The organism is Aquimarina sp. I32.4, from assembly GCF_002924285.1.
In the GTDB taxonomy this organism is placed as follows: domain Bacteria; phylum Bacteroidota; class Bacteroidia; order Flavobacteriales; family Flavobacteriaceae; genus Aquimarina.
In genome coordinates this window covers 1-25,431 of the sequence record NZ_PGUB01000073.1, presented here as the reverse complement: position 1 = coordinate 25,431, position 25,431 = coordinate 1, and the positions used below count along the sequence as shown (strand labels likewise).

19 protein-coding genes and 1 pseudogene are annotated in these 25,431 nt (G+C 31.9%); 12 read left to right on the top strand and 8 right to left on the bottom strand.

The window, feature by feature from the left end; all coding sequences use genetic code 11:
• The first annotated feature begins 237 nt into the window (after nt 1-237).
• Nucleotides 238-852 carry a sphingomyelin phosphodiesterase gene (locus CVD18_RS15480; protein WP_103866345.1) on the top strand — a complete coding sequence of 205 codons (615 nt, stop codon included), beginning with the start codon at nt 238-240 and terminating at the stop codon, nt 850-852.
• A gap of 248 nt (nt 853-1,100) precedes the next feature.
• Entirely contained in the window at nt 1,101-2,507 is a 1,407-nt protein-coding gene (gene lpdA / locus CVD18_RS15475; protein WP_103866344.1) for a dihydrolipoyl dehydrogenase, read from the top strand.
• 125 nt (nt 2,508-2,632) lie between these two features.
• Here lpdA and CVD18_RS15470 read toward each other — a convergent pair whose 3' ends face one another.
• From CVD18_RS15470 to CVD18_RS15450, 5 genes and pseudogenes are all read right to left on the bottom strand, one after another.
• Nucleotides 2,633-4,408: an ABC transporter ATP-binding protein gene (locus CVD18_RS15470; RefSeq protein WP_103866343.1), complete on the bottom strand. Its 1,776-nt coding sequence runs from the start codon at nt 4,406-4,408 to the stop codon at nt 2,633-2,635.
• A 2-nt stretch (nt 4,409-4,410) separates the two neighbouring features.
• Nucleotides 4,411-5,197: pseudogene (gene bla / locus CVD18_RS15465) on the bottom strand (subclass B1 metallo-beta-lactamase).
• Entirely contained in the window at nt 5,157-5,711 is a 555-nt protein-coding gene (locus tag CVD18_RS15460; protein WP_103866341.1) for a metal-dependent hydrolase, read from the bottom strand. The pseudogene bla and the gene CVD18_RS15460 overlap by 41 nt, the downstream one beginning before the upstream one ends.
• 21 nt (nt 5,712-5,732) lie before the next feature.
• The gene (locus CVD18_RS15455) at nt 5,733-6,482 is read right to left on the bottom strand and encodes an NYN domain-containing protein (RefSeq protein WP_103866340.1); all 750 of its coding nucleotides are present in this window, start codon (nt 6,480-6,482) and stop codon (nt 5,733-5,735) included.
• A 224-nt stretch (nt 6,483-6,706) separates the two neighbouring features.
• Nucleotides 6,707-8,062 (bottom strand): DEAD/DEAH box helicase, encoded by a 1,356-nt coding sequence (locus CVD18_RS15450; RefSeq protein WP_103866339.1) that lies wholly within the window; start codon nt 8,060-8,062, stop codon nt 6,707-6,709.
• A 90-nt stretch (nt 8,063-8,152) separates the two neighbouring features.
• Here CVD18_RS15450 and CVD18_RS15445 point away from each other — a divergent pair, with 90 nt between their 5' ends.
• The 3 genes from CVD18_RS15445 to CVD18_RS15435 all read left to right on the top strand — a co-directional run bounded on the left by CVD18_RS15445 (nt 8,153) and on the right by CVD18_RS15435 (nt 12,315).
• Entirely contained in the window at nt 8,153-8,689 is a 537-nt protein-coding gene (locus tag CVD18_RS15445) for an NADPH-dependent FMN reductase (protein ID WP_103866338.1), read from the top strand.
• 11 nt (nt 8,690-8,700) lie between these two features.
• Complete coding sequence (gene pabB / locus CVD18_RS15440; protein ID WP_103866337.1) at nt 8,701-10,002, top strand: aminodeoxychorismate synthase component I; 1,302 nt, start codon at nt 8,701-8,703, stop codon at nt 10,000-10,002.
• A 219-nt stretch (nt 10,003-10,221) separates the two neighbouring features.
• Entirely contained in the window at nt 10,222-12,315 is a 2,094-nt protein-coding gene (locus tag CVD18_RS15435; protein ID WP_103866336.1) for a S8 family serine peptidase, read from the top strand.
• A 202-nt stretch (nt 12,316-12,517) separates the two neighbouring features.
• Here CVD18_RS15435 and CVD18_RS15430 read toward each other — a convergent pair whose 3' ends face one another.
• Both CVD18_RS15430 and CVD18_RS15425 read right to left on the bottom strand, forming a co-directional pair.
• The gene (locus CVD18_RS15430; RefSeq protein WP_103866335.1) at nt 12,518-13,234 is read right to left on the bottom strand and encodes a Crp/Fnr family transcriptional regulator; all 717 of its coding nucleotides are present in this window, start codon (nt 13,232-13,234) and stop codon (nt 12,518-12,520) included.
• A 19-nt stretch (nt 13,235-13,253) separates the two neighbouring features.
• Nucleotides 13,254-14,669: a leucine-rich repeat domain-containing protein gene (locus tag CVD18_RS15425; protein ID WP_103866334.1), complete on the bottom strand. Its 1,416-nt coding sequence runs from the start codon at nt 14,667-14,669 to the stop codon at nt 13,254-13,256.
• A 315-nt stretch (nt 14,670-14,984) separates the two neighbouring features.
• Between CVD18_RS15425 and CVD18_RS15420 the strand changes: the two genes are divergently transcribed.
• Nucleotides 14,985-15,257, top strand: a complete 273-nt coding sequence (locus CVD18_RS15420; RefSeq protein ID WP_233194562.1) for an IS3 family transposase — start codon at nt 14,985-14,987, stop codon at nt 15,255-15,257.
• 77 nt (nt 15,258-15,334) lie between these two features.
• Here the strand turns inward: CVD18_RS15420 and CVD18_RS15415 are convergent, their stop codons facing one another.
• Nucleotides 15,335-16,036, bottom strand: a complete 702-nt coding sequence (locus CVD18_RS15415) for a hypothetical protein (protein ID WP_103866333.1) — start codon at nt 16,034-16,036, stop codon at nt 15,335-15,337.
• 164 nt (nt 16,037-16,200) lie between these two features.
• On the opposite strand from CVD18_RS15415, the gene tilS reads away from it, so the two are divergent.
• The 6 genes from tilS (at nt 16,201) to CVD18_RS15385 (ending at nt 25,201) form a co-directional block, all read left to right on the top strand.
• On the top strand, nt 16,201-17,514 hold the full coding sequence (gene tilS, locus CVD18_RS15410; protein ID WP_103866332.1) for a tRNA lysidine(34) synthetase TilS: 1,314 nt from the start codon (nt 16,201-16,203) through the stop codon (nt 17,512-17,514).
• Entirely contained in the window at nt 17,514-19,493 is a 1,980-nt protein-coding gene (locus CVD18_RS15405) for a thioredoxin family protein (RefSeq protein WP_103866331.1), read from the top strand. The genes tilS and CVD18_RS15405 overlap by 1 nt, the downstream gene beginning before the upstream one ends.
• 119 nt (nt 19,494-19,612) lie before the next feature.
• Nucleotides 19,613-21,463 carry a CocE/NonD family hydrolase gene (locus tag CVD18_RS15400; RefSeq protein ID WP_103866330.1) on the top strand — a complete coding sequence of 617 codons (1,851 nt, stop codon included), beginning with the start codon at nt 19,613-19,615 and terminating at the stop codon, nt 21,461-21,463.
• Nucleotides 21,464-21,490: 27 nt separating this feature from the next.
• The gene (locus CVD18_RS15395; RefSeq protein WP_103866329.1) at nt 21,491-23,365 is read left to right on the top strand and encodes a DUF885 family protein; all 1,875 of its coding nucleotides are present in this window, start codon (nt 21,491-21,493) and stop codon (nt 23,363-23,365) included.
• A gap of 168 nt (nt 23,366-23,533) precedes the next feature.
• Nucleotides 23,534-24,283, top strand: coding sequence for a carbohydrate-binding family 9-like protein (locus CVD18_RS15390; RefSeq protein WP_103866328.1), 750 nt, complete (start codon nt 23,534-23,536; stop codon nt 24,281-24,283).
• Nucleotides 24,284-24,343: 60 nt separating this feature from the next.
• The gene (locus CVD18_RS15385) at nt 24,344-25,201 is read left to right on the top strand and encodes a DUF2911 domain-containing protein (RefSeq protein WP_103866327.1); all 858 of its coding nucleotides are present in this window, start codon (nt 24,344-24,346) and stop codon (nt 25,199-25,201) included.
• The last annotated feature ends 230 nt before the right edge of the window (nt 25,202-25,431 follow it).

Here is a 25,431-nt window from a genome sequence, read left to right as displayed (position 1 = left end):
AACTGCGGGACTTCCTTTCAAAGTCAATTTCTCAAGTTCTGCCGCCAATAAAGCCTGATCTTCAATGGATAACTTACCTATTTCAACTTTTATCTTTTCTAAATCCATGAATTAAAGATACGAATAATAGAAATTATAAACTAGAGCGCACATTTATTTAATCAACTACACGATGATTATCCTTACAGCACTGTATTAGTAGGGTTATATTGTAATCAAAGTAACTATTGGAATTCAATGGGTGGCAATTGCTCAAATAGTCCTTTGGTTGTAAACGGAGGAGTAAGAGTTTTTAGTAAATATCCAATATTGAATAAGCATCAATATATTTTTAATGCTTCAGGTTATGGGACTCCAGATTATTATTCAAATAAAGGAGCAGTATATGTAGAAATAGAAAAAAATAATAAAAGGTATCATATTGTAGGAACTCATCTACAAGCAGATCATGATAATTATGATGGAACCACAGTGAGATTAAATCAATTAAAGGAGATAAAAAAATGGGTAAATAGTTTTCAAATTCCTCTATCAGAGCCTTTATTTTATGCAGGAGATATGAATGTTGAATATACCAATGAAAATACATATGATAGCATGCAAACTATATTAAATGCTACCATATCTTATCAATTTGATCCTTCTGTTGATATGGGAACATATTCTAATACGAATTCATTGGTTCAGGATCAATATCCTGATTATAATGATACATTAGATTATATTTTAATAGATAAAGAACATAAACAGCCTATTTACATTCCTGAGATGAAGGTGCTACGGTTTATAAAAAATAACGAAGATCTATCGGATCACTATGCTGTAAAGACAAATTATTATTTTACAAAGTAATATCATTGTAAGATGGCTTCTTATTGAATCTATATTGAAATATAAAAAATGAATAGAATAAGAATTTTTGAGATGTTTAAAATAAGTTTGAGAAATTCAAAGATAATTTCAATAATAAGATACTGTAAAGAAGTGTTTTTAGCTTTTTTAGGAATAATGATTATAATTATTCTTTAATTACTATCATTATTATGCTAATACTTTTAACTTTGTTTTTTCAATCTTAATACACAACATAATAATTTATTATGAGTACATATGATGTAGCCGTTATAGGCTCTGGACCTGGTGGATATGTGGCCGCTATTCGATGCGCACAGCTAGGAATGAAAACCGCAATAATCGAAAAATATAAAACACTAGGAGGAACATGCCTTAACGTTGGGTGTATCCCAAGTAAAGCATTATTAGATTCTTCTCATCATTATGAGCATGCCGTAAAGCATTTTGCAGATCATGGGATTGAAATTCCAGGAGATGTAAAAATCAATTTAGACAAAATGATTGCACGTAAACAGACTGTAGTTGATCAGACCTGTGATGGTGTTAGTTTTTTGATGAAAAAAAATAAGATAGATGTTTTTGAAGGTCTAGGAGCTTTTAAGGATGCTACTCATATTAATGTTACAAAAGCTGATGGAACTGTAGATACGATTGAAGCAAAAAATACCATTATTGCTACAGGATCAAAACCATCTACTCTTCCTTTTATTAAAATTGATAAAAAGAGAGTAATCACATCTACTGAAGCACTTAAACTAAAAGAAATTCCAAAACACCTAGTTGTAATAGGAGGAGGGGTTATCGGATTAGAACTAGGACAAGTATACCGTCGTCTTGGTGCTCAGGTTTCTGTAGTAGAATATATGGATAGAATTATTCCAGGAATGGATAAGGGATTATCTAGAGAGCTACAAAAAGCAATGAAAAAACAAGGAGTAAAATTTTATACATCTCATAAAGTAACGAGTGTAGAAGCTTCTGCAAAAGAAGTTACTATTACTGCAGATGATAAAAAAGGAAACCCAGTTGAGTTCAAAGGGGATTATTGCTTGGTATCTGTTGGCCGTAGACCATATACAGATGGATTAAATACAGAAGCTGCGGGAGTAAAACTTAATGATAGAGGGCAAGTAGAGGTAAATGATCATTTACAAACAAGTGCTTCTAATATTTATGCAATTGGTGATGTAATCAAAGGAGCAATGTTGGCTCATAAAGCAGAAGAAGAAGGAGTATTTGTTGCAGAAACACTGGCTGGGCAAAAACCGCATATTGATTATAACCTAATTCCAGGAGTAGTATATACTTGGCCAGAAGTAGCAGCAGTTGGTAAGACAGAAGAAGAGCTTAAAGAAGCAGGAGTAAAATATAAATCAGGACAATTTCCGTTTAGAGCATTAGGGAGATCTCGTGCTAGTGGAGATTTAGACGGGTTTGTGAAAATACTTGCAGATGAGACTACAGATGAGGTATTAGGGGTACATATGATAGGAGCACGTTGTGCGGATTTGATAGCCGAAGCTGTTACTGCGATGGAGTTCAGAGCATCTGCAGAAGATATTTCTCGTATGTCTCATGCGCATCCTACATTTACAGAAGCTGTAAAAGAAGCAGCATTAGCAGCTACAGATAATAGAGCATTGCATGTGTAATATCATTGCTTGGTAAAAGCAAACAATATATAATTAAAATATCCCCTATAAATGCATACATTTATAGGGGATATTTGTATAGTATAGTTTTATGATCAATCAATAATCATATACTGTAATGTGTACTAAATCCTAGCCTGATAGGTGTATAAATCAAAGTATCTTCCTTCTGAGGCGATTAACTCATCGTGTGTGCCACGTTCTGCAATTTTTCCTGATTCTATAACCAAAATTTGATCTGCCTTTTTGATAGTACTAAGTCTATGAGCAATAACAAAAGTAGTTCTGCCTTTCATTAGTTCATTAAGACTTTTTTGTATCAGAGCTTCGCTTTCTGTGTCTAGGTTAGAGGTTGCCTCATCAAGTATTATAATTTTTGGATCTGCCAGAATAGCTCTAGCAATCGCGATTCGTTGTCGTTGCCCTCCAGATAATTTTACACCACGTTCTCCAATCAATGTATCTAATCCATCATCAAAACGATCTGTAAACTCGTTTACATATGCAGCTTGAACAGCTCTTTGCAATTGTTCTTCGCCAGCATTAGGCCTTGGAAATAATATATTCTGTCGGATAGAGCCTTCAAACAAGAATTCATCCTGTAAGACAACTCCCAGATTACGACGAAAACTGTTTAGTTTTACTTTAGACATATCATGATTATCAATAGTGATAAGCCCCGATTTAGGGTTTAAAAAAGTAGCTGATAATCCTGCAATAGTAGATTTTCCAGAACCAGAACTACCCACCAGAGCAGTTACAGATCCAGAAGCTGCCCTAAAATTAATATTATGTAGTACATCTTTTCCTTCTTCATAAGCAAAAGAAACATTATCAAAGATAATATCTCCTTTTATATCTTCAAGCACTATCGTTCTATCCTCGATCTCTTCTTCTGGAGTCATATTCATTAATTCCTCTGTGCGATCTAATCCAGCTAATGCCTCGGTAAGTTGACTTCCTATATTACTCATTTGTACAATAGGAGCAATCATAAATGCGAGGTACATGGTAAAAGACAAAAATTGGCCAGGAGTCATACTTCCCTCCATCATGTAATATCCACCAATCCCCATTATACCAGTAGAAGCAATTCCTGCTAATAAAAAAGTAGAGGAACTAGTCATTAGAGCAGTAGCAGTAAGGCTTTTTTTTACATTTTGAAATAAACGATCAACACCTTTCTCAAATATTTTACTTTCTTGCTCTTCTGCACCAAACCCTTTTATAACTCGAACACCAGCTAATGTCTCAGTTAATCGCCCTTTTACCTGAGCATTAATTTCTCCTCTAATTCTAAAAATCGGACGAATATATTTGAAAGCTTTAAGGGCTACCAATCCAAACAATGTAACTGGAACCAACACAAATAATGTCATCCAAGGATTGATACTGATAAGAATACCAACCGAGATAATTGCTGTAAAAATACCCCCTACCATTTGCACTAATCCAGTACCGATCAAATTCCTAACCCCTTCTACATCACTCATAATTCTAGATACCAAAGAACCAGATTTTGTGTTGTCAAAGAAACTAATAGGTAGCGAAAGCACTTTTTTCTGCACTTGTGCTCTAAGTTCAGAGATTAGATATTGAGCTTGAACACTTAATATTCGGGTTAATAAAAAAGAGGTAGTAGCTTGTATAAGAATTGCTATTCCTACAATAAGTAGTAATTCATACAATTGTCCCATATCTTTACTAGGAACGACATCATCTAATAAAGTTTTACTTTTCCAAGGTAAGATAAGCCCTGCAATTCTATTAAAGATGATTAGAACAAGACCAATAAAAACTAGGCTTCTTCTAGGCCAAATAATAGTCTTAAAGGCTTTTATCATAGAAACCTTTGACTTCTTTTTGTTTTTGGGTGTACTTGTATTTTGAAATTCTCTCATTATTAATTATTGATTTGAAATAGAGCAATGGTATACTCTAATAATTCTTTTCCGCCATTAAGCTCCATGACCTGGGATTACAATGTTTACTTCAGGGTGGTCTTCTTTGATTTTAGATACAGTATGTGACCACTCATTTGTATTTGCATCTTCAAGGTTTCCTTTTTTAGCTCCTTTTGACTTAATCAAACACCCACCAAATAATATTTTTTCATCAGGAAAATAACTTATAATATTATCAGCAGTATGGCCTTCTCCATAAAACGTATTTATAATTTTTTTGTTTCCTACTTTTAATTCACGATGAGTATCAAAACCATTTTGAGGAGTGATTCTGTTTTTAGTTTGTGCTAGGTGTATTGTTTTATGGCTTGCATATGATGGGATATCTCTTTTATGAAACTCATCTAACCCTCCTAAGCAATCAGCGTGGAAATGTGTTGCCACAACTCCTACAATCTCAGATTTTAAATCTTTCTGAATCCAGTTTATTAATATAGAAGATACAGAATCATTGGTTGGAGTATCAAATATCAAAGCTTCATTAGCATCAATTATAATCATACCATTACAGGGTACTTTACCAAAACTTTCGGTATTTAAGTATGATGTATGAATATAACTATTTTTGTTAAGTTTTGTAATTTGAATTTCTTTAGAAATATTAAAAGTTTCAGGGGTGTAAATCTGGTTACATGAGATAAAACAAAGTAAGCCTGCTAACCCTAAAAGTAGTTTAATTGAGACTTTAACTATTTTTGAGCGATTGTATTTTCTGTTTTCTGACATAATTAGTAGCTAAAATATACATAGTTGCTGGTATGGCAATCCAAATTAATTCACTTAATAATACCTTAACTCCCCAAACGCTAAAAAACTTAATAGCACCAATAGGTGAAACCTGAATTGGACGCCAAGGTAAGAAGTAGCGTATATCATCAAAAGGAGAGAAGAATGCAACTCCTAACCCTCCAGTAGTCATAGCATCTAGAATACCATGAGAAGCTGTGCATATACCAAAATATAAAATTAATGCAATCCCAGCTTTTGTAAATATCTTTTTGTTATAAAATATAAGAGTGATACATATACCAAGAAGTAAAGCAAAAAGTAGTGAATGAGAAAACCCTCGATGCCCCCAAAAACTTTCATAAGCAATACCAAATTTAAAACCAATAACATCTGCATCAGGAATAATAGAACATAATATACCTAGTATCCATATTTTTTTGGTATGTATTTCTTTTGAAAAACTCTTACCAAGGGCATAGGCGATAAATCCATGAGCAAAAATTGAAGCCATATTGAGATAAGAGTATTTTTATTATTTTTTTACACTTGTTTTATTTCGTACATATATTAATTTTGATTTCCCCTTTATAGCTTCACGCTGTTCAATTTCAAAATGTTTAATAGATTGAATCAAAGGAGTTAATTTTTGGAAACCATAATTTCTAGAATCAAAATTTGGTTGCTTTTTTTGTAAAAGACTACCTACATCTCCAAGAAAAGCCCAACCTTCATCATCTGCAATATCAGATATAGTATATGAAATTAGTTTTATATCCTTTGAAGTTATTTTATCTACGTTACTTTTTGCTACAGGTTTATTCTCTGTAGTGTCAGATTCATTTTCTTCTGCTTCATGTTTCAAGATTTCCAGGTAAATAAATTTATCGCAAGCAACTATAAATGGGTTAGGAGTTTTTTTCTCTCCAATCCCAAAAACTTTCATTCCAGCTTCTCTAAGTCTTGTAGCTAAACGAGTAAAATCACTATCACTAGATACAAGACAAAAACCATCGACTTTTTCTGAATATAGAATATCCATAGCATCGATTATCATAGCAGAATCTGTTGCATTTTTACCTTTAGTATATCCGTATTGTTGGATAGGAGTTATTGCATTTTCTAAAAGAATTTTCTTCCACTTTGTAAGATCTGGTTTAGTCCAGTCTCCATAAATTCTTTTTATGGTTGGATTGCCATATTTGGCAATTTCTTCCATCATTTCTTTTACATAAGTAGATGGAATATTATCACCATCAATTAACACTGCAAGATTTAAATCCATAAAAAATTATATGTTTTATTCGAATAAATATAGAATCATTAGAGAAATAATTTTAAGTATATATTATACTAACTTAACTTTCTAATGACGCATCAATTAGTTTCTTTTTCTCATTTTTTTTGTTAAAATATGTTACCATAACTAAAGCATACTAACATATTTTGCCTTAACCTAGGAAAGATTAGTTCAATTTAATTATACGCCATCAAGAAAATAAATTGGTATTATTTCTTTCGCTTCTTATTTTTTAAATTATATGTTTTATCTCCCTTGGTCTTTGGTTTTTTATATTTCTTTTTGATTTCACGTTGATATGAACCACCTAAATTTACCTTTTTATTTTTTTCTTTCTTTTCATGAAAGGAAGCTCCGGTTTCGTCATTAGGACGTTTATGTGGATTATTGATTTCTTTGACGATAGGTTGTTCCTCTGGAGTAAGTAGATCAGAAATTTCTACTTCATTAGGTAGATCAAGTTGCTCGATTCTCATATCCATCAAATTCTCGATGGCATCAAGATATTCTTGTTCTTTTTGGGTAGTAAGGACAAAAGAAACCCCTTCTTTTTCTGCACGCCCTGTTCGACCAATACGGTGCATATAATTTTCTGGGTACTCAGGGGTGTCCAGATTGATTACTTGACTTACATTTTCTATATCTAATCCACGAGCCATAACATCTGTAGCAATAAGGATTCGGTTTTCTCCTTTTCTGAATTGCTCTATACTTCTAAGTCTATAGTTTTGAGTTTTGTTAGAGTGAATAATGCAAATCTCATCAGCGTATTTTTTTTCTAATTGCTCAAACAATCGATCAGCAATTTTCTTGTAGCCTACAAAAATTAATGTTTTATGATATGTTTCTTTATCCGAGAGTAAGTTTTCTAATAGATTAACTTTTGTATAAAAATTAGGAACTTTATAGCCATATTGTTTAATGTTCTCAAGAGGAGTTCCACTTTTGGCAACAGATATTTTATGAGGAACGACAAAGGTTTCAGAAATCATTTGATCTACTTCATCTGTCATGGTAGCAGAAAACATAATATTTTGACGATGCTCTGGAAGAATATCAAAAATATTCATAAGTTGATGTCTAAACCCTAAATCAAGCATTACATCTACTTCATCAATAACCAATTTCTGTATAGATTTCAATTGTAATACTCTGCTAACTGCCAAATCATATAAACGACCAGGTGTAGCTACAATAATATCTAATCCTTGTGAAACAACCTGTTTTTGGGTATTGATATTTGTACCACCATATACACCTGTTATACGTACATTAATATATGTGGAGAGCTTTTCAATTTCATCAACTACTTGTACTACAAGTTCACGAGTAGGAACTAGTATTAACACTCTTGGATTTTGTTGGACAGAGTATTTGAGCATTCGCAAAATAGGAAGCATATATCCATACGTTTTACCAGTACCAGTTTGGGCTATACCAACAACATCTTTACCAGACATTACAGGGGAAAATGCTTGTTCTTGAATCGGAGTAGGAGTATCAAACCCCAGATCGTCAAGGGCATTAAAAAGAGGTGTACTTAGGTTTAAATCTCGAAAAGTCAATTGATTTGTTTTTTTTTGATGTTACAAAGGTAGTCTTATTTTGGGACTGTAAACATTTTGGTTACTTTTACCCGTTTAAATTATATAGCTATGAAAAAAATTCTTGCCTTTGCAGGCTCTAACAATAGTACGTCTATCAATCATAAACTTGTAGAATTTGTTGCTTCTGAGATAAAAGACCATAATACAAGAGTAATTAATCTTACTAATTACACAATGCCGATGTATAGTGAAGATGAAGAGAAGAACAACGGTTTTCCTGGGATGGCTATGGGGTTAAAACAAGACATCACAGATGCGGATGCTTTAATTATTTCTGTAAATGAGCATAATGGTAGCTGGAGTGCTTTTTTTAAGAATATAATTGATTGGTTATCTAGAGTTGATCGTAATTTTCTTGAAGGAAAAAAAGTATTATTAATGAGTACTTCTCCTGGACAAAGAGGTGGAGTAGGCGCATTAGAATTTGCAAAAAATGTATTACCTAGATTTGGAGCCGAGATTGTAGAAAGCTTTAGCTTTCCTTCGTTTTATGATAACTTTTCTGCCGAATCAAATGAGGTAACAGATGAGACACTTTCATTAGGATTGAATGAAGTGATTAGTACTTTTGCGCATCAAATTTAAGTAAAGATCAAGTGCGTAGTACAGAACAATTTATTATAAAAAAACCTTTAGAATTCAAAACTAGATTATTACGTTGGGCGCAGCAGTTTGATGAAGTAATCTGGTTAGATTCTAATACATATACGCAGCAGTACTCTAGTTATGATGCTATATTAGCTGTAGAAGCCTTTACAGCTATAAAAACAGATCATTATAATGCTTTTGATCAATTAAAAGAATATCAAGAATCTACATCAGATTGGATTTTTGGATATCTTTCTTATGATCTTAAGAACGATACAGAAAATCTAGTGTCAGAAAATTCTGATGAACTCAATTTTCCTGATTTGTATTTTTTTCAACCCAAAAAGATTTTTTTACTCAAAGGAAATATTCTTGAAGTACATTATTTGAGAATGGTGGATGATGAAATCAAAAGGGATTATCACGAAATCATAACTATCAAAGGGGATAATGATACAGATTCATCTTGTGGTAACGTGAAGATAAGCCTTAAAATAACCAAAGATGAGTATAAGGAAAAAGTGAACGAGATGTTGGTTCATATTCATCATGGAGATATATATGAAGCTAATTTTTGTCAAGAATTTTTTGCAAAAGATAGTTGTATTGACCCATTACAAACCTATCACCATCTAAATGAAATTTCTACACCTCCTTTTGCTACTTTTTTAAAAATAGAAGATTGTTATTTATTGTCAGCTTCACCAGAACGTTATTTACGAAAAGAAGGGCAAAAAATTATCTCACAACCTATCAAAGGTACTGCCAAAAGATCTCTGGATGTAAAAGAAGATAAGCAATTTGCTTCTGATCTAAGTACTGATTCTAAAGAGAGATCAGAGAATATAATGATAGTAGATTTGGTACGTAATGATTTGTCAAGAACGGCAAAAAAAGGATCTGTGATTGTAGAGGATCTGTGTAAGGTATATTCTTTTAAGCAAGTGCATCAAATGATATCTACAATTGTTTCAGAGGTTGATCCTGCTATTTCTCCTGTAGATGTGATCAAAACGACTTTTCCTATGGGAAGTATGACTGGTGCTCCTAAAATTTCTGCTATGAAAATTATAGAAAGCCTGGAATCTTCAAAACGAGGCTTGTACAGTGGGGCAGTTGGGTATTTTACACCTAATGATGATTTTGATTTTAATGTTGTAATCAGGAGTATTTTGTACAATCAAGAAAAACGTTATATCTCATATACAGTAGGAGGAGCAATAACAGCTAAATCTGATCCAGATAAAGAATATGAAGAATGCCTGATAAAAGCCAAAGCAATGAGAGAAGTGCTAGAAAGTATTGGCTAAGATATTTATGAGAGTATACATAAAATTTCAATTCTAATTGTCTGTAGAGTTCTAACTTTCTAATCAATTTAATATATACTGTATTAACAAAAAATTATAGGATAGTAATCAAGCTTCTTAATAAAATTATAATAAGAGTTAAAAACTCTTATTTTTATAATAATGAGTAGTTTAATTATCTAATTTAGAGATAATTAAATAAAACAAACTCAATTAATTATGAAAAAAATTATTAGCTCAGTTATTTGTCTCTTATTGGCAAGTTTTTTTTATGCCCAAAGTAGTAATGGTGTAAAAAAGAAAGATGGTTTAAAAGGACAACTTTATGTTTTGGATGAGGTAGATGAGTATAAACTCATTATCAAGTTTCGCTCTAATACAGAGCCTATTGTAGAAAACGGAGAAGTACAATTTTTGAATCATTCTTTATCCCTAAAAACAACAAAAAATTTATCAGATTTAACATTTACTCCTTTGATTAACCTTACAGCAGAGGAAAAGCAACGTGCAAAAAAATCATCACAACGTAAGCAAACCGATGAAAAAGGGTTTAATATTCTGGATTTTGCAGGTTTATGTGAAGTGAATACTAAGAATCAAGACAAGTATTATTTGTTGAAATTAGGAAAAGAATTAGAAAAACTTAATGCGGTAGAATATTGCTCTCTCGAACCAGTAAAAATGCCGCCCCCTCCAGGTTTTTTTACTTATGCAACTCCTGATTTGACGAATAGACAAGGGTATAGGAAATCTAACCCAGGAATAGATGTTGATTATGCATGGTCACTAGGGGCTATGGGACAAGGAGTAAAAATTTCTGATATAGAATATAGTTGGGGAAAACTTGATCACGAAGAATTTGTGAATCAGGATATTGCTTATGGTACGTCTCATGATGCTAATATTTCTGAGGATCATGGTATTGCCGTTATGGGAATTCTGGTAGGAGATGAGGATAATAATTTAGGAATTAAAGGTACTGCTCCTAAGGCAGTAGGAAGAGTATATAGTGAAATTCAAGGGCGAGCTGTAGCAATAATAAAAGCAACACAAAACTCGCAGGCGGGCGATGTTATTGTATTAGAAATGCAAATAGGCGGACCTGAAGGTAAGTATGTACCAGCAGATATAACACAATCTGTATGGGATGCTGTAAAAGCAGCTACAGATGTAGGTGTTATTGTGGTAGCAGCGGCAGGAAATGGATCTGCTAATTTAGATTCATCACCATATAGTGCGTATAGAAATAGAGGTGACAACGGGAGTATTATTGTTGGTGCAGGAACATCCAATAGTGCACATAATAAATTAGGTTTTAGTACCTATGGACAACGAGTAAATGTTCAGGGATGGGGGCATAATGTTTTTACAACAGGATATGGTAATGTAACCTATGATAATGATTATAAAAAAGAATATACTGCTACTTTCAGCGGAACAAGTTCTGCTACCCCGATTGTGACAAGTGCAGTGGCATGTATACAATCGTATGCAAAAGAAAAATTAGGAAAACTTATTACTCCTAGAGAAATGAGAGACCTCCTTATGTCTACTGGAGTAGCTCAAGGAAGCGGAGGTCATATAGGACCATTACCAAATATAAAAAAGGCCATAAAAAACCTAGGAAATGTAGGAGGATGTTCTGATGGAGATTCAGTGTCTGTAACGTTTAGCAATACTACAGATTGTGTTTTAGAATATTATCAAAATAATACCCTGAGAGGAACTGTAAATGCTGGAGGAAATTTTACTACCAATACTACAGTTGGAGGTATTTGGGAAGCTAAGAAAAAGTCTACTGGAGATATCGTAGATAACTTTTCTATAGTATGTAATCAAACAACGTATTCTTCTTCTGGTAACTGTAGTTCAGGAGGAAATCCTTGTGATGGTGTTGCCCAATGGAGTAATTCAGTACAATATCAACCTGGAGATAAAGTAGTTTTTCAGGGAGGATTGTGGGTAAAAACAACTTCTTCATGGGACTATTTAGAAGCTTGTAGTGCAAATAAATCTACAATATTTGACTCAGGTTCTGATCTGAACTTAAGGAGAAAATATTTTTATTTTAAAGTCTACCCTAATCCTGTAACAGAAATATTAAATATTGAAATCAATATGATGAATGTAAGCTCTAATCGTATTGAGTTAAAAGATGTTAGTGGAAGAGTATTAAAAACACAGTTGTTAAAAACTTCTCCTGATGGAATGTTTAAAGGACAGTTTGATGTAAGTGGTTTATTGACAGGAACCTATTTCTTGCAAATAAAAACTACAAAAGAAATAATTACTCAAAAAGTATTTATTAAATAAATATGTAGGTATTATTCTCAACCAAAGGGAAGTTTTTAAACTTCCCTTTGGTTATATATAGATTCTTGATTTTTAGATTATATGAGCTTTTGTTAGTACTGTTGAGCAGTCCTAGAATATATGAATATGCATCAGTAATTCTGTCTTTTATAATTCTTACAAGGATAGCAAAGACAATCCTTTTTGTTGCAGTTCATGTTTTTTACTCTGTTTGTGAAATTTCTTTTTGTATTAGGCTAAATGATGTAGGGCTGATTCCTAAAAAGGAAGCGATATGATATTGAGGAACGCGTTGAAAAACCCAAGGTTGTCGTTTCTTTAATGCAATAAATCGTTCTTTAGCACCCAAATTGTTACGTTTACCCATTATTTCTAATAAGAAAGTTACTTTTTTTTCTGCCAAAATCCTAAAATATGATTCAAACCCCTGATGATAGGCAAAGAGTTTTTTTTTATTTACATAGGTTAACCCAAGTACAGTAGAGGGTTCAATAGCTTGAATATAAGAAGTAGAAGGTTTGTGGTTAAAAAAACTATCGATATCAGTTTGCCAACTATTTTCTCTAGAAAAACTAATGTTTTTTTCTACACCATCAAAATTATAAAAAGATCTGCAACACCCTTTTTTTATAAAAAAAGTTTCTCGCGCTATTTGCCCTTCTTGTAAAAGAAACCCTTTATTTGGAATTTCTTGTACGGTAAAATATTGAGCAATCATTCTCCATTCAGAATCAGGAATAGATACAAGGTGTTCAAATATTTTTTTGATTGTTTTTATAGTAATTGTTTTTATAAAGCTAAAAGTAGTTTTTTTTTGTGATAAGAAGTACCGATTGGCATTAAATGATACACGATTCAGTATTAAAAATAAGTTAAAAAAACACAGGGAAATCAACCAAAGTTTAGGTGTATGTTTCAATACGTTAGTATTTTATGCTTTATAGGCAATTAGTTTCAAAATTCTTATATACCATTGTGCTTGTATTTCTGCTTAAGTTGCATATAATTGCTGGGATAGTGATGAATTTGTTATTACGAATATTTAATACCATTAATTTGGTTAAACCTCCTATGGTTTGAGGAATATTTTTTAGTCGGTTATCATTGAGATATAAATATTCTACATTGTATAAATTCCCTATTTCTTTAGGAATACTTTTTAAATTATTACTTTGTAAATTCAGTTTTTTTAGATGTTTTAAACCTTCGATTTCAGAAGGAACATCACTGAGTTTGTTTTTATTTAAAAGTAATGTTGCCAGATTATCTAGATTTCCTATTTCCTTAGGAATAGTAGTCAGGTTGTTATTTTGTAGGGATAGTTCTTGTAAGTTGTTTAGTTTACCAATTTCAATAGGTATATTGATAAGACTGTTTTTATCAATAGATAATTTTGTTAGTTTTTTTAACTTCTTAATTTCTATAGGAATATTTTTTATTTTATTGTTATTCAGTAATAAAGTAGTTAATTCTTGTAATTCCCCTATTTCTCTTGGGAGATTGTTTAGTTGATTATCATTGATATGTAAAGTTGTCAAGGAGCTTATTTTTCCTATTGTTGATGGTATTCTTTTTAATTTATTGGTTTGTAGATTGATCTCTTCTAGTTTATTTAAATTCCCTATTTCTGCAGGAATGCTATTAAGGTTGTTTTGGGAAATATTTAAATAAATTAATTGTTGCAAATTTCCAATACTTGCGGGAATTGTGTTTAGGTTATTTATGGTGGTATTTAGATACGTCAACTTTTTTAGATTTCCTATTTCTAATGGAAGCTTACTCAATTCGTTTTTAGCGATGTTCAAATAATTTAATTTATCCAGATATCCTATTTCGGAAGGAATATTTTTGAGATTGTTAAATGATAGATTTAGAACAGTTAGATTGTCTAAGTTACCTATTGCAGAAGGTATTTTTTTGAGTTTGTTAAATGGTAAATGGAGTTCTTCTAAGCTTTTAAGCTCCCTTATTTCAGGTGGAATATTTGTTATGTTACTACTTTTTAAATTTAATTTGATAACCTTCCCTTTGATATGGGTAACTCCTTTCCAGCTATCCATAGTTTTATCCTGTAGGTTCCATTTTAATTTACTTTCTGGATTAGCCTCAAATAGTTTAATCAAGACCTGTCTATCTGCAGAGGTAATACACGGAGCTTTATCTAGCTGATTATTAGTAGGATAAATAGTATTCTTTATCGCTTGTTTGGTTTGTTTATGAGTAACATTGATATTTTTATTTCCATATATTACAAGTAGTAGTGATGCTATAGTAAGAATATAGAGTGACCTTACTATAATGTTCTTTGGGAAGGATGGTATTGAGATATTTTTTGACTGAGAAGATGTTTCCATATTATTATGGTATAATTTAGAGGTAAATTTGGTTAGTATTTATGATAATGCTAAGTTAGATAGCCATGCATATATACCTTACCCTGTTTGTAGTGAAATGTCTTTACCCCAAAAACAGTGCATATGCTGTAAGGGTTATTAGATGAAATCACCTCTTTATAAATAAGATTCCTTTTTATAAAAATAGAAAAATAATAAATTGAAAAAGCCGAAAGAAATAAGACTAGTCCTTTCATAATTAATGAAGATGTATCTAGTTTAGCCCCCAATAAGTTCGGAGTGTTCTTTTAAATTTCAAACTAATACATTTGAGATATGAAATACAAGAAATGGACTTTAGACCAGAAGTTAGAAATACTAGCTACTTCGGAAGAGATTGGTATCGTAGAAGCTTATCATGGAATACTTAAAAAAGAAGTCTTTCAACGATTTGAGTATAGAACATTTGGAGAGATTCAACAAATACTAAAAAGATATGTGGTTTTCTATAACAACGTAAGGCATCATGGACTATTGGGAAGAATAACTCCTATGGAAAAATGGAACAAAGACAAACACTTAATTTTAATGAAAAATAGAGTAGCATAATTAATAATCCAAATTTAAAAGATTACTCTTGTTTTATAGGGGTCAAAACAGTATCAAAAAAAAGAGCCTGTTAAGGATTAAATAAGGTTTTTTCTAAAACTTTTCCTAACATTAATAATAATCTCTTTGACCTCTTGTGCGGTTATTTCTTTGATAGTTGCTATTTCTTCAAAGTTTAATTTACCAAAAACAAATAGATCAATGATTTTAGAAGTTTCTATCGGGAGCCAACTATAAAACTTACCGAGTAACTTTTGTTTTTTATGATCAGAAGAAGGTTCTGATTCTATAATTTTAAGAATCTCTGAGTCTCTGTCATCATAAATAAAATTTTGTTTTTTTCCTTGATTTTGGTGATAGCAAATATCATCTAAATCTTCTTTCATAATGAGATCATTATCTGCCTCTACAGTATAGTTTTCTTCAAGTTTTTCTAGTTCTTCCTTGAGAAAATGACTAGTGCTTATATTATTCTGATGCCAACCCTCATGAATATATAAATCATCGATAAGCTCATCTGTAATTTTAAAAAGCTGTAATTCTAGCGATAAAGTATCGATATATGGATCAAATTTATCGTGATGTAGTTTTACGATTGCATCATCAATAATTCCATTAGAACAATACATGTTTTGAGGTAAAATACCAATGCTTTCTGCAATATATAATCTATGTTTTACATAAGGATGTAAGTGGGGTACAATAGATAATAATTTCTTGCTAAATTCTTTTTGATCATCTGTACCATAAAAGTCTTGTAAGTCGTCTACCCTGTTCATCTATCAGCCATTTATGAGTTGTTTTCTAAAAATAATGAAAACAAATCGTAATTAGTGTTAAAAACTTGATAATCAATGGTTAATGATGATTTTTGTTGTGGGTTGTGATAGCAATTCAAAATTGTATATTTGAAAAATGAAAATAATACCATACAAAATCTAAATTGTTACAAGAATTTAAAGATCATATTGCCACTAAACTTTCTTTTCTTGAGGGAAGCAAGTTATTGATAGCCTGTAGTGGAGGACTAGACAGTGTTGTATTAACCAAGTTATGCCACCTCTTGAAATTACAGTTTGGTCTGGCGCATTGTAATTTTGGTCTGAGAGGAGAAGAAAGTGATGAAGATGAGCAATTTGTTATTCACTTGGCCAATGAGTTTAAATCACCAATTTATAGAACTAGTTTTGATACAGAAAACTATGCGCAGAAGCACCAGCAATCTATACAAATGGCGGCAAGAGAATTACGATATTCTTGGTTTAAAGAATTAGAAATAACCCATCAATACGATTATATTTTTACAGCACATCATGCAGATGATAATTTAGAAACTTTTTTAATCAACCTTTCTAGAGGCACGGGCATAGAAGGATTAATGGGAATTCCAGAAGTAAATGATACTTTTGTTAGACCATTACTTCCCTTTACAAGAGATGCACTTTTAGAATTTGCCAAAAAAAATAAACTACAATGGCGAGAAGATAGTAGTAATAAGAGTACTAAATATCTGAGAAATAAACTTAGAATCGATGTAATCCCTGATTTGAAATCAATTACGCCTCAGTTTTTACAAAATTTTAATACCACTTTGTCATATATAAAGCAAAGTAATGAGTTTATAAAAAGTCAGACTTCCTATCTTAAAAAAGAGCTATTTGAAACTGTAGATAATGAAACGATTCAAGTTTCTATAAATAGATTAAATACATATGAAAATCCAAAAGCAAGTCTGTATTTTTTGTTAAAAGAGTATAACTTCACTGCTTGGGGTGATATAGAACACATGCTTACTGCACAGTCAGGAAAACAAATCTTTTCGGGGACACATCGTTTAGTAAAAGACCGAGAGTATTTATTGATACGCCCTGTGACAGAAAGAAGAACTGATCGCACCTATAGTATACGAGAAGAAGAACGTATGTTGATGATTCCCTCAGGAACACTCAAGTTTAAAGAGGTAGAAGGTATTTTAGATATTGATCTCAAAACAATATATGTAGATAAAGAAAAGTTAAAATACCCATTGATTGTAAGAAAATGGAAAGAAGGCGACTATTTTTATCCACTGGGAATGCGAGGTAAGAAAAAATTGAGTAAATTTTTTAAAGATGAAAAATTATCCTTGCTGGCCAAAGAAAGAATCTGGTTATTATGCTCTGGCGATGATATTGTATGGATTATAAATTATAGAGCAGACAACAGATTCAAGATAATACCCCAAACAAAACAAGTACTAAAAATTACAATAAGCTGATGCGATATTTTATATTATTACTAACCACAATATTATTTTCTAACTCTCTTTTTTCTCAAACGCTGGATCCAGTTAAATGGAAAGCTAGTGTTCAAAATGAAACAGAAGATGTGTATACATTATCTTTTGAGGCAACCTTAGATAAAGGGTGGCACTTATATTCACAAAAGGAAGCTCAAGGAGATGAGATAGCCCCTACACCTACAGAGTTTACATATAATACTACACCAGAAACATATATACTTATAGGAGAAACAATAGAACCCAAAGGGATAGAAAAATTCGACAATATATTTGAGATGAATGTAAAGTACTTTGAAGATAAAGTTACATTTACTCAAAAAATAAAACGTATTGATAACAACCTGAAAGAGGTTAAAGCAGAAGTGTTTTTTTCTGTTTGTGATGATGAGAAATGTCTCGCTCCAGAGACAGTAGATTTTATCATTAACCTATCAGGAAAAGCTGTAGAAAATAAAGGAGACCTTTCTAGTATTACAGCAGAAGATAAACAGAAATCAGAAGCATTATATGTAGCTATAAAAGGAAAAGACACTTTTCCTTCTGAAGAAGTAGAAGAGAAAGGCTTTTTTACCATTTTTGCCTTAGGGTTTTTAGGAGGACTCATAGCATTACTTACCCCTTGTGTATTCCCTATGATCCCTCTTACAGTGTCTTTTTTTACCAAAGGAGCCAGAGATCGTAAAAAAGGATTGTTTAATGCAATACTATATGGTGTTTTTATTTTTGTCATCTATGTATTATTAAGCTTGCCTTTTCATGTATTAGATTCATTAGATCCAGAGATACTCAATAACATTTCTACCAATGTAACCCTCAATATTGTTTTCTTTATAATCTTTATAGTATTTGCAATCTCCTTTTTTGGGTATTTTGAAATTACACTACCAGCATCCTGGAGCACCAAACTAGATAGTAAAGCTACTAGTATAGGAGGAGTAATAGGAATCTTCTTTATGGCATTGACATTAGCCTTGGTATCTTTCTCATGTACAGGACCTATCTTAGGTTCTTTATTAGGAGGATCGTTAAGTAGTGATGGGGGAGCAATGCAATTAAGTTTTGGAATGGGAGGCTTTGGATTGGCACTCGCATTGCCATTTGCATTATTTGCTTTATTCCCTAATTGGCTAAACTCATTACCAAAAAGTGGAGGTTGGTTGAATTCTGTAAAAGTAGTTTTAGGGTTTATAGAGCTAGCTCTTGCATTTAAGTTTTTATCCAATGCAGATTTGGTAGAACACTGGGGAATTCTAAAACGTGAAATATTTATTGCAATCTGGATTATTATTGGTATTGGGTTGACATTGTATCTTTTTGGTAAAATACGTTTTCCACATGATAGTCCAATACAAAAGCTGAGTACAGCAAGAAAAACCTTAGGAGTGATTACTTTAGCCTTTGTTATTTACCTAGTTCCTGGGCTTACCAATACAGCGTATGCAAACTTAAAACTACTTAGTGGTTTTCCACCCCCGTTATTTTATAGTATCTATGAAAAAGAAGCACATGGCCCATTGGGGTTAAATGCATATACTGATTTTGAAGAAGGAGTAAAAGCAGCCAAGGCACAAAATAAACCTATAATGATTGATTTTACAGGATGGGCTTGCGTAAACTGTCGTAAAATGGAGGAACAAGTATGGAGCTATCCCGAAATTATAGAAATACTTAAAAATAAATATGTATTAATCTCCTTATATGTAGATGATCGTAAAGCATTGTCAGAAAAGGATCAGTTTGAGTTCCTTAAACCAGATGGGAGAGTTAAGAGTATTAGAACAATAGGTGATAAATGGGCAACTTTTCAGACCTTGAATTTTCAAAACAACTCACAACCATATTATGTGTTATTAGATACAGATATGAATTTACTTAATTATACTACAGCATACACTCCAGATACTAATGAGTACTTAGAGTGGTTAAAAACTGGGTTGAAAAATTTTAAAAAATAAATATGCCTCATAATAAAGAGTAAAAGATTTTGCTATGTAAAAAGTTGTTAAAATCTCCTTAAAAATATTATGCTCATATTACATTTTTTTATATTGATCGCTAAACTAAATTATAATCAATGCGATCAGTAAGATTTATTCTTTTAGGGGCTCTTGTTTTTCTTTCTTGTAATACAGGATTCCCTCAAGAAACAAAACCCTATGATGTAAAAGAACATTATACAAAACAAGAAGTTGGTATTGTGATGAGAGATGGAGTTAAGCTTCATACAACCATATATTCTCCAAAGGATACCACCAAAGAATACCCTATTTTAATGCAACGTACACCATATAGTTCTAAACCATATGGAAAAGATAAATTCCGGTCAAAAGTTGGCCCTAATGAATTTCTTATGAAAGAAGGTAATATTGTGGTATACCAAGATGTACGAGGTCGCTGGATGAGTGAAGGAGTATATGATAATATGAGAGCATATATTCCTAATAAAAAAGGAAAGCAATTTGATGAAGCCAGTGATACATATGATACAATAGATTGGTTGGTAAAAAATGTTGCCAATACCAATGGTAGAGTTGGGATATGGGGAATTTCATACCCAGGTTTCTATTCAACATATTCATTATTAGATTCACATCCAGCATTAAAAGCAGTATCTCCTCAAGCATGTATAGGAGATTTCTTTTTTGATGACTTTCATCATAATGGAGCTTATTTATTGAGTTATTGGCGAGTTACAGCATTATTTGGACATGAAAAAACAAAACCAGTTTCAGAACCTTGGTATAAATTTACAGAACTACCAAGTAAAGACCAGTATCAGTTTTTTCTGGATGCTGGACCATTGCAAAACCTAGATAAATATTATAAAGAAGATAATGTCTTCTGGACACAACTCAAAGAACATCCTAATTATGATGAGTTTTGGCAAAAAAGAGGAATTATTCAGCACCTAAAAAAGATTAAACCCGCCGTAATGGTTGTAGGAGGATTATTTGATGCCGAAGATTTGTATGGGCCTTTTGAAACTTATGAAAACATAGAGAAGAAGAGCGATAACTATAATATTATGGTTTTTGGTCCTTGGAGCCATGGAGATTGGGCAAGAACCAAAAAAAGACAAGCTGTTGGAAATGTATATTTTGGAGATGATTTATCTCGTGATTTTCAAAAAAATGTGGAAACTACATTTTTTAACCATTTTCTAAAAGGAGAAGCCAACGGAAAAACAGGATTACCAGAAATTCAAATATTTGATACAGGTAAGAAAGAATGGAATTCTTTTGAGAGTTGGCCACCTGCAACCGTAGAAAAGAAAATATTTTACTTATCAGAAGATGATGCCTTATCCGATAAAACTGGAACAGGTTATTCTGAATTTACTAGTGACCCCAAAAAGCCAGTTCCTTACTCAGAGGATGTGAAAATGGTATTTACTCCTAGAAAATACATGACAGATGATCAACGATTTGCAGCTAGGCGCCCAGATGTGTTGGTATTTGAGACTTCAGATCTTACAGAAGATGTAACACTATCAGGAGAAGTATTGGCAAAGCTCAAAGTCGCCACAACAGGTACCGATGCCGATTGGATAATAAAATTGGTAGATGTATATCCTGATGATGCTACAGATACTCAAGAAACACAAGATCATCTAAAAATGAGTAACTATCATATGATGGTACGTAGTGAAGTGATGAGAGGACGTTTTAGAAATGACTTTAGTAAACCAGAGCCTTTTATCGCAAACAAAAAAACAGATGTAAATATCAAATTACAAGATATACACCATACCTTCAAAAAAGGACATAAAATTCAGATTCAGGTGCAAAGTACATGGTTTCCTCTTATTGATTTGAATCCTCAAACTTTTGTACCTAACATTTTTAAAGCAGATCCATCTGATTTTACAAAGCAAACACATAAAGTATACCACGATTCAACAGTAGAATTTTCTGTATTGAAATAACTAATTAACCCTAATAAAAACAATATCATGAACAATACAAAAATCAGTGTATTATTGTTTTCTTCTTTTCTTGCTTTTACAGCTTGTAAGCAAGAAGTAAAAGAACCCAAACAAGAAGATCTTGCCGTATCAAAGCAAGTAATAGAAGAACGTTCTAAAAAATTAAATGATTGGTTCGAAAAGCAATTTCAAGAAGAATTAGCGCGATCCCCAATGATGCAAACATACTTAGGAGTTAAAACCGAAGATTATAGTAAATGGGATGATATCTCGTCAAAAAAAGAGGCAGAAGACTTAGAGTATGCAAAAAAACGCCTGAATTATTTAAAAGACTCTGTAGATATAACGTTGCTTGACAAAACTACAGCATTGAGTTATAAATTAATGAAAGAAAATCTTGAAAATGAAATAGAAGATTTTAAATATAGATTTTATAACTATCCCGTAAATCAAATGCATGGGCTACAAGCAGACACGCCAGCCTTTATGATCAATATGCATAGAATAGAAAGTAAGAGTGATGCAGAAGCATATATTTCTAGACTGAATGGTTTTGACGAAATGTTTACTCAAGCAGTAGAAAATCTTAAGATCAGAGAAAAAAATGGAGTTCTTCCTCCAAAATTTGTATTTACCAAAGTGTTAGATGATTGCCGTAATATCATATCAGGACAACCTTTTGATAAATCTAATCAAGAAAGTACATTATTAGCAGATTTTAAAAATAAAATCAAAACATTAGAACTTTCAGAAGACGAAAAAGAACAATTAGAAACTCTTGCAAAAAAAGCATTATTAGAAGGAGTAAAGCCAGCATATGCTAATCTTATTGTTCTATTAGAGGAACAACAACAACGCGCAACTACAGATGATGGAGTATGGAAATTTCCTAAAGGAGATGCTTTTTATAATATTGCATTACAACGTACTACCACTACAAATATGACAGCAGATCAAATTCATGAACTGGGATTGAAAGAGGTAGGGCGTATTCATAATGAAATGCGTGCGATTATGAAGCAAGTAAAATACGAGGGGACATTGCAAGACTTTTTTACTTTTATGAAAGAAGATAAACAGTTTTATTTCCCAAATGATGAGACAGGAAAAGCGGCATATCTCAAAGAAGCAGTTGCATTAATAGATACAATGAAATCTAAACTAGATGAACTCTTTATTACCAAACCTAAAGCAGATATTGTAGTAAAAGCAGTAGAACCTTTTAGAGAAAAAAGTGCAGGAAAAGCTTTTTATCAGCCAGGTACACCAGATGGATCAAGATCAGGAACTTATTATGCTAATTTATATGATATGACAGCTATGCCAAAATATCAAATGGAAGCATTGGCATATCACGAAGGATTACCAGGGCATCATATGCAATTATCTATTGCTCAGGAACTACAAGGAATTCCTAAGTTTAGAAAATTTGGGGGATATACTGCATACGTAGAAGGTTGGGGATTATATAATGAGTTATTGCCAAAAGAGATAGGAATGTACAGTGACCCATATTCTGATTTTGGTAGATTGGCAATGGAGTTATGGAGAGCTTGTCGATTGGTAGTAGATACAGGAATTCATAGTAAAAAATGGACACGAGAAGAAGGGATCAAATATTATACAGATAATACCCCTAATGCAGAGAGTGATGCTATAAAAATGGTAGAACGCCATGTTGTAATGCCTAGTCAGGCAACAGCATATAAAATAGGAATGAATAAAATCCTTGAATTACGAGAAAATGCAAAAAATGAACTTGGTGATCAGTTTGATATCCGAGAGTTTCATGATGTCGTATTGACCAATGGTGCTGTACCACTTACGGTTTTAGAAGAATTAGTAGCTGATTGGATTGCTAGTAAGAACTCTTCAGTAGTCAAAACAGAAGTAGGTTCTTAAGAAGAAGGAGTAGAAATAAACCTCATAGGAGTATAAAAGTAATGCTAGTGTATTCCTGTGGGAGTTTATAAAAAATAGTTGGTTTTTCTTTTTATGAAAACAATTTTATAGAGATACATTATTTATATATTGAAGACAAATAATAATTAGGGGATAAAAGATTTAGTCATGAAAAAAATAATAGTAGTATCTTTTATTCTTTTAATTATCTCATGCAAAGAAAATTCAACAAATACTACACGTGATATTGGAAGCACACAAAAAGAAAAGAAGAAAGAGCTTCCTGTACTAAAAATCAATTCAAAGAAATTTACAGAGATAGAAAGTCTACACTTTAATCATTCAGTAGGAGGTAAGCCTATAGAAGAAGAAACAAGGGTTTCCTTGAAATATGATGAGGGTTTTTTAGAAATAAAGTTTGAATGTAGAAATAACCCCAAAGTAGATCAAAATTACTATACAGAGGATAATTCTTCTATGTTTAATCAAGAAGTATTTGAACTTTTTATAAGTAAAGGTAAAGAAGTGCAGGAAAAGTATCTTGAGATTCAACTTAACCCTAATAATGCTTTGTTTTTAGGTAAAATTACCAATCGTTTTAAACCAACTAGAGAATATAAAATAGAGTATATAGAAACTAATTCTTCTGGTGTGATACATATGGTTGAAAAAGATAGTAAAAATCATCTATGGAAAGGGTATCTCAAACTACCACTTAAATTATTGGAATTCCCAGAAGCTACTCCCGATGAAACATATAGAATAAATATGTTTAGGATTATTTCTAATATTGATCAGACAGACAAAAATTGGAGTCATGCTACAGAAACATCAACTTTTGCTTGTTGGAATAGTACAATGACCAAAACCCCTCAATTTCATGTACCAGATGCTTTTGGTATGTTGATTCTCGAATAATAGATGGATATTAGATAGATAATTTGGACACATTAATCAGAATCAAAAAATCATTATAAAATGAATAAACCCTTTTTTTTATCCATCCTAATATGTTTTATATCTATAAGTTTATTTGCTCAAGTAAGAAGACCAAAAAAGAGTTTTCTTCAAAAAACAGAACAAAGAGTTGGTCTTACTGATGTTAAATTAGAATATTACCGTCCTTCAATGAAAGGTAGAGTTATATTTGGAGAGCTTGAGGAATATGATAAAATATGGAGAACAGGAGCTAATAAAAATACCACTATAACGTTTAGTAAAGCTGTTGAAATTGATGGAAAAAAACTGGAAGCAGGTTCTTATGCAATATATAGCAAACCAAATATTGAGTTTTGGGAAATCTTCTTTTATATAGATATAGAAAACTGGGGAGTTCCTAAAGAATGGAACGATGAAAAAATAGCCCTTCGTACTATTGTTCCTACATTTAAGCTAAACAGAGATGTAGAAACTTTAACAATTAATATAGATGATATCAAAGAATCTTCTGCTAGTTTAGGAATAATGTGGGAGCGAACTTATGTTTCTATTCCGATTGAATTTCATTTTAAAGAAGTATTAGAAGAAAATACAAAAGCTGAGTTACATAAGAATGTAACAGAATTTCATGTAGCTGCTGTAAACTATCACGAAAGAAATTATGATTTAGAGCAAGCGAAAATATGGATGGAACAAGCAATTTCTTTAAGAGAAAAACCTAATTACTGGGATTATAGGGAATATTCAGTGATTCTTTCAAAATTGAAACAGTATGATAATGCTATTAAAGCAGCAAAATATTGTATAGAATTATCTAAAATGAATGATGGTAATAGAGAGAAGGTTGCTATAGAGCTTAGTAACAAATCGATTAAAGAATGGGCAAGTAAAAAATAATGTGTAGCGGTAACTAATTATATAGTATGCGGATAGATCAATGTATGATACGATGTTTACTTTAACAATGAACTGATTTAAACTTTTTTTTGAATTGTAAAAACGGGCTGCCGATATTTGCGTTACGACACGTAAATTATTTAAAAGCAGCCCATTATGTACAGCGTACTAGACAAATATACAATAGAAATGGAAATAATTCCACACATACCATTAGCCAAGCGAGGGTT

What these genes read in the sequence shown, in the direction of transcription:
- CVD18_RS15425 (WP_103866334.1), bottom strand. Translation starts at nt 14,669, where the DNA reads ATGGAAACATCTTCTCAGTCAAAAAATATCTCAATACCATCCTTCCCA.
- CVD18_RS15405 (WP_103866331.1), top strand. Translation starts at nt 17,514, where the DNA reads ATGCGATATTTTATATTATTACTAACCACAATATTATTTTCTAACTCT.
- CVD18_RS15460 (WP_103866341.1), bottom strand. Translation starts at nt 5,711, where the DNA reads ATGGCTTCAATTTTTGCTCATGGATTTATCGCCTATGCCCTTGGTAAG.
- CVD18_RS15400 (WP_103866330.1), top strand. Translation starts at nt 19,613, where the DNA reads ATGCGATCAGTAAGATTTATTCTTTTAGGGGCTCTTGTTTTTCTTTCT.
- CVD18_RS15435 (WP_103866336.1), top strand. Translation starts at nt 10,222, where the DNA reads ATGAAAAAAATTATTAGCTCAGTTATTTGTCTCTTATTGGCAAGTTTT.
- CVD18_RS15415 (WP_103866333.1), bottom strand. Translation starts at nt 16,036, where the DNA reads ATGAACAGGGTAGACGACTTACAAGACTTTTATGGTACAGATGATCAA.
- CVD18_RS15480 (WP_103866345.1), top strand. Translation starts at nt 238, where the DNA reads ATGGGTGGCAATTGCTCAAATAGTCCTTTGGTTGTAAACGGAGGAGTA.
- CVD18_RS15470 (WP_103866343.1), bottom strand. Translation starts at nt 4,408, where the DNA reads ATGAGAGAATTTCAAAATACAAGTACACCCAAAAACAAAAAGAAGTCA.
- CVD18_RS15385 (WP_103866327.1), top strand. Translation starts at nt 24,344, where the DNA reads ATGAATAAACCCTTTTTTTTATCCATCCTAATATGTTTTATATCTATA.
- CVD18_RS15390 (WP_103866328.1), top strand. Translation starts at nt 23,534, where the DNA reads ATGAAAAAAATAATAGTAGTATCTTTTATTCTTTTAATTATCTCATGC.
- CVD18_RS15420 (WP_233194562.1), top strand. Translation starts at nt 14,985, where the DNA reads ATGAAATACAAGAAATGGACTTTAGACCAGAAGTTAGAAATACTAGCT.
- CVD18_RS15455 (WP_103866340.1), bottom strand. Translation starts at nt 6,482, where the DNA reads ATGGATTTAAATCTTGCAGTGTTAATTGATGGTGATAATATTCCATCT.
- CVD18_RS15395 (WP_103866329.1), top strand. Translation starts at nt 21,491, where the DNA reads ATGAACAATACAAAAATCAGTGTATTATTGTTTTCTTCTTTTCTTGCT.
- lpdA (WP_103866344.1), top strand. Translation starts at nt 1,101, where the DNA reads ATGAGTACATATGATGTAGCCGTTATAGGCTCTGGACCTGGTGGATAT.
- CVD18_RS15445 (WP_103866338.1), top strand. Translation starts at nt 8,153, where the DNA reads ATGAAAAAAATTCTTGCCTTTGCAGGCTCTAACAATAGTACGTCTATC.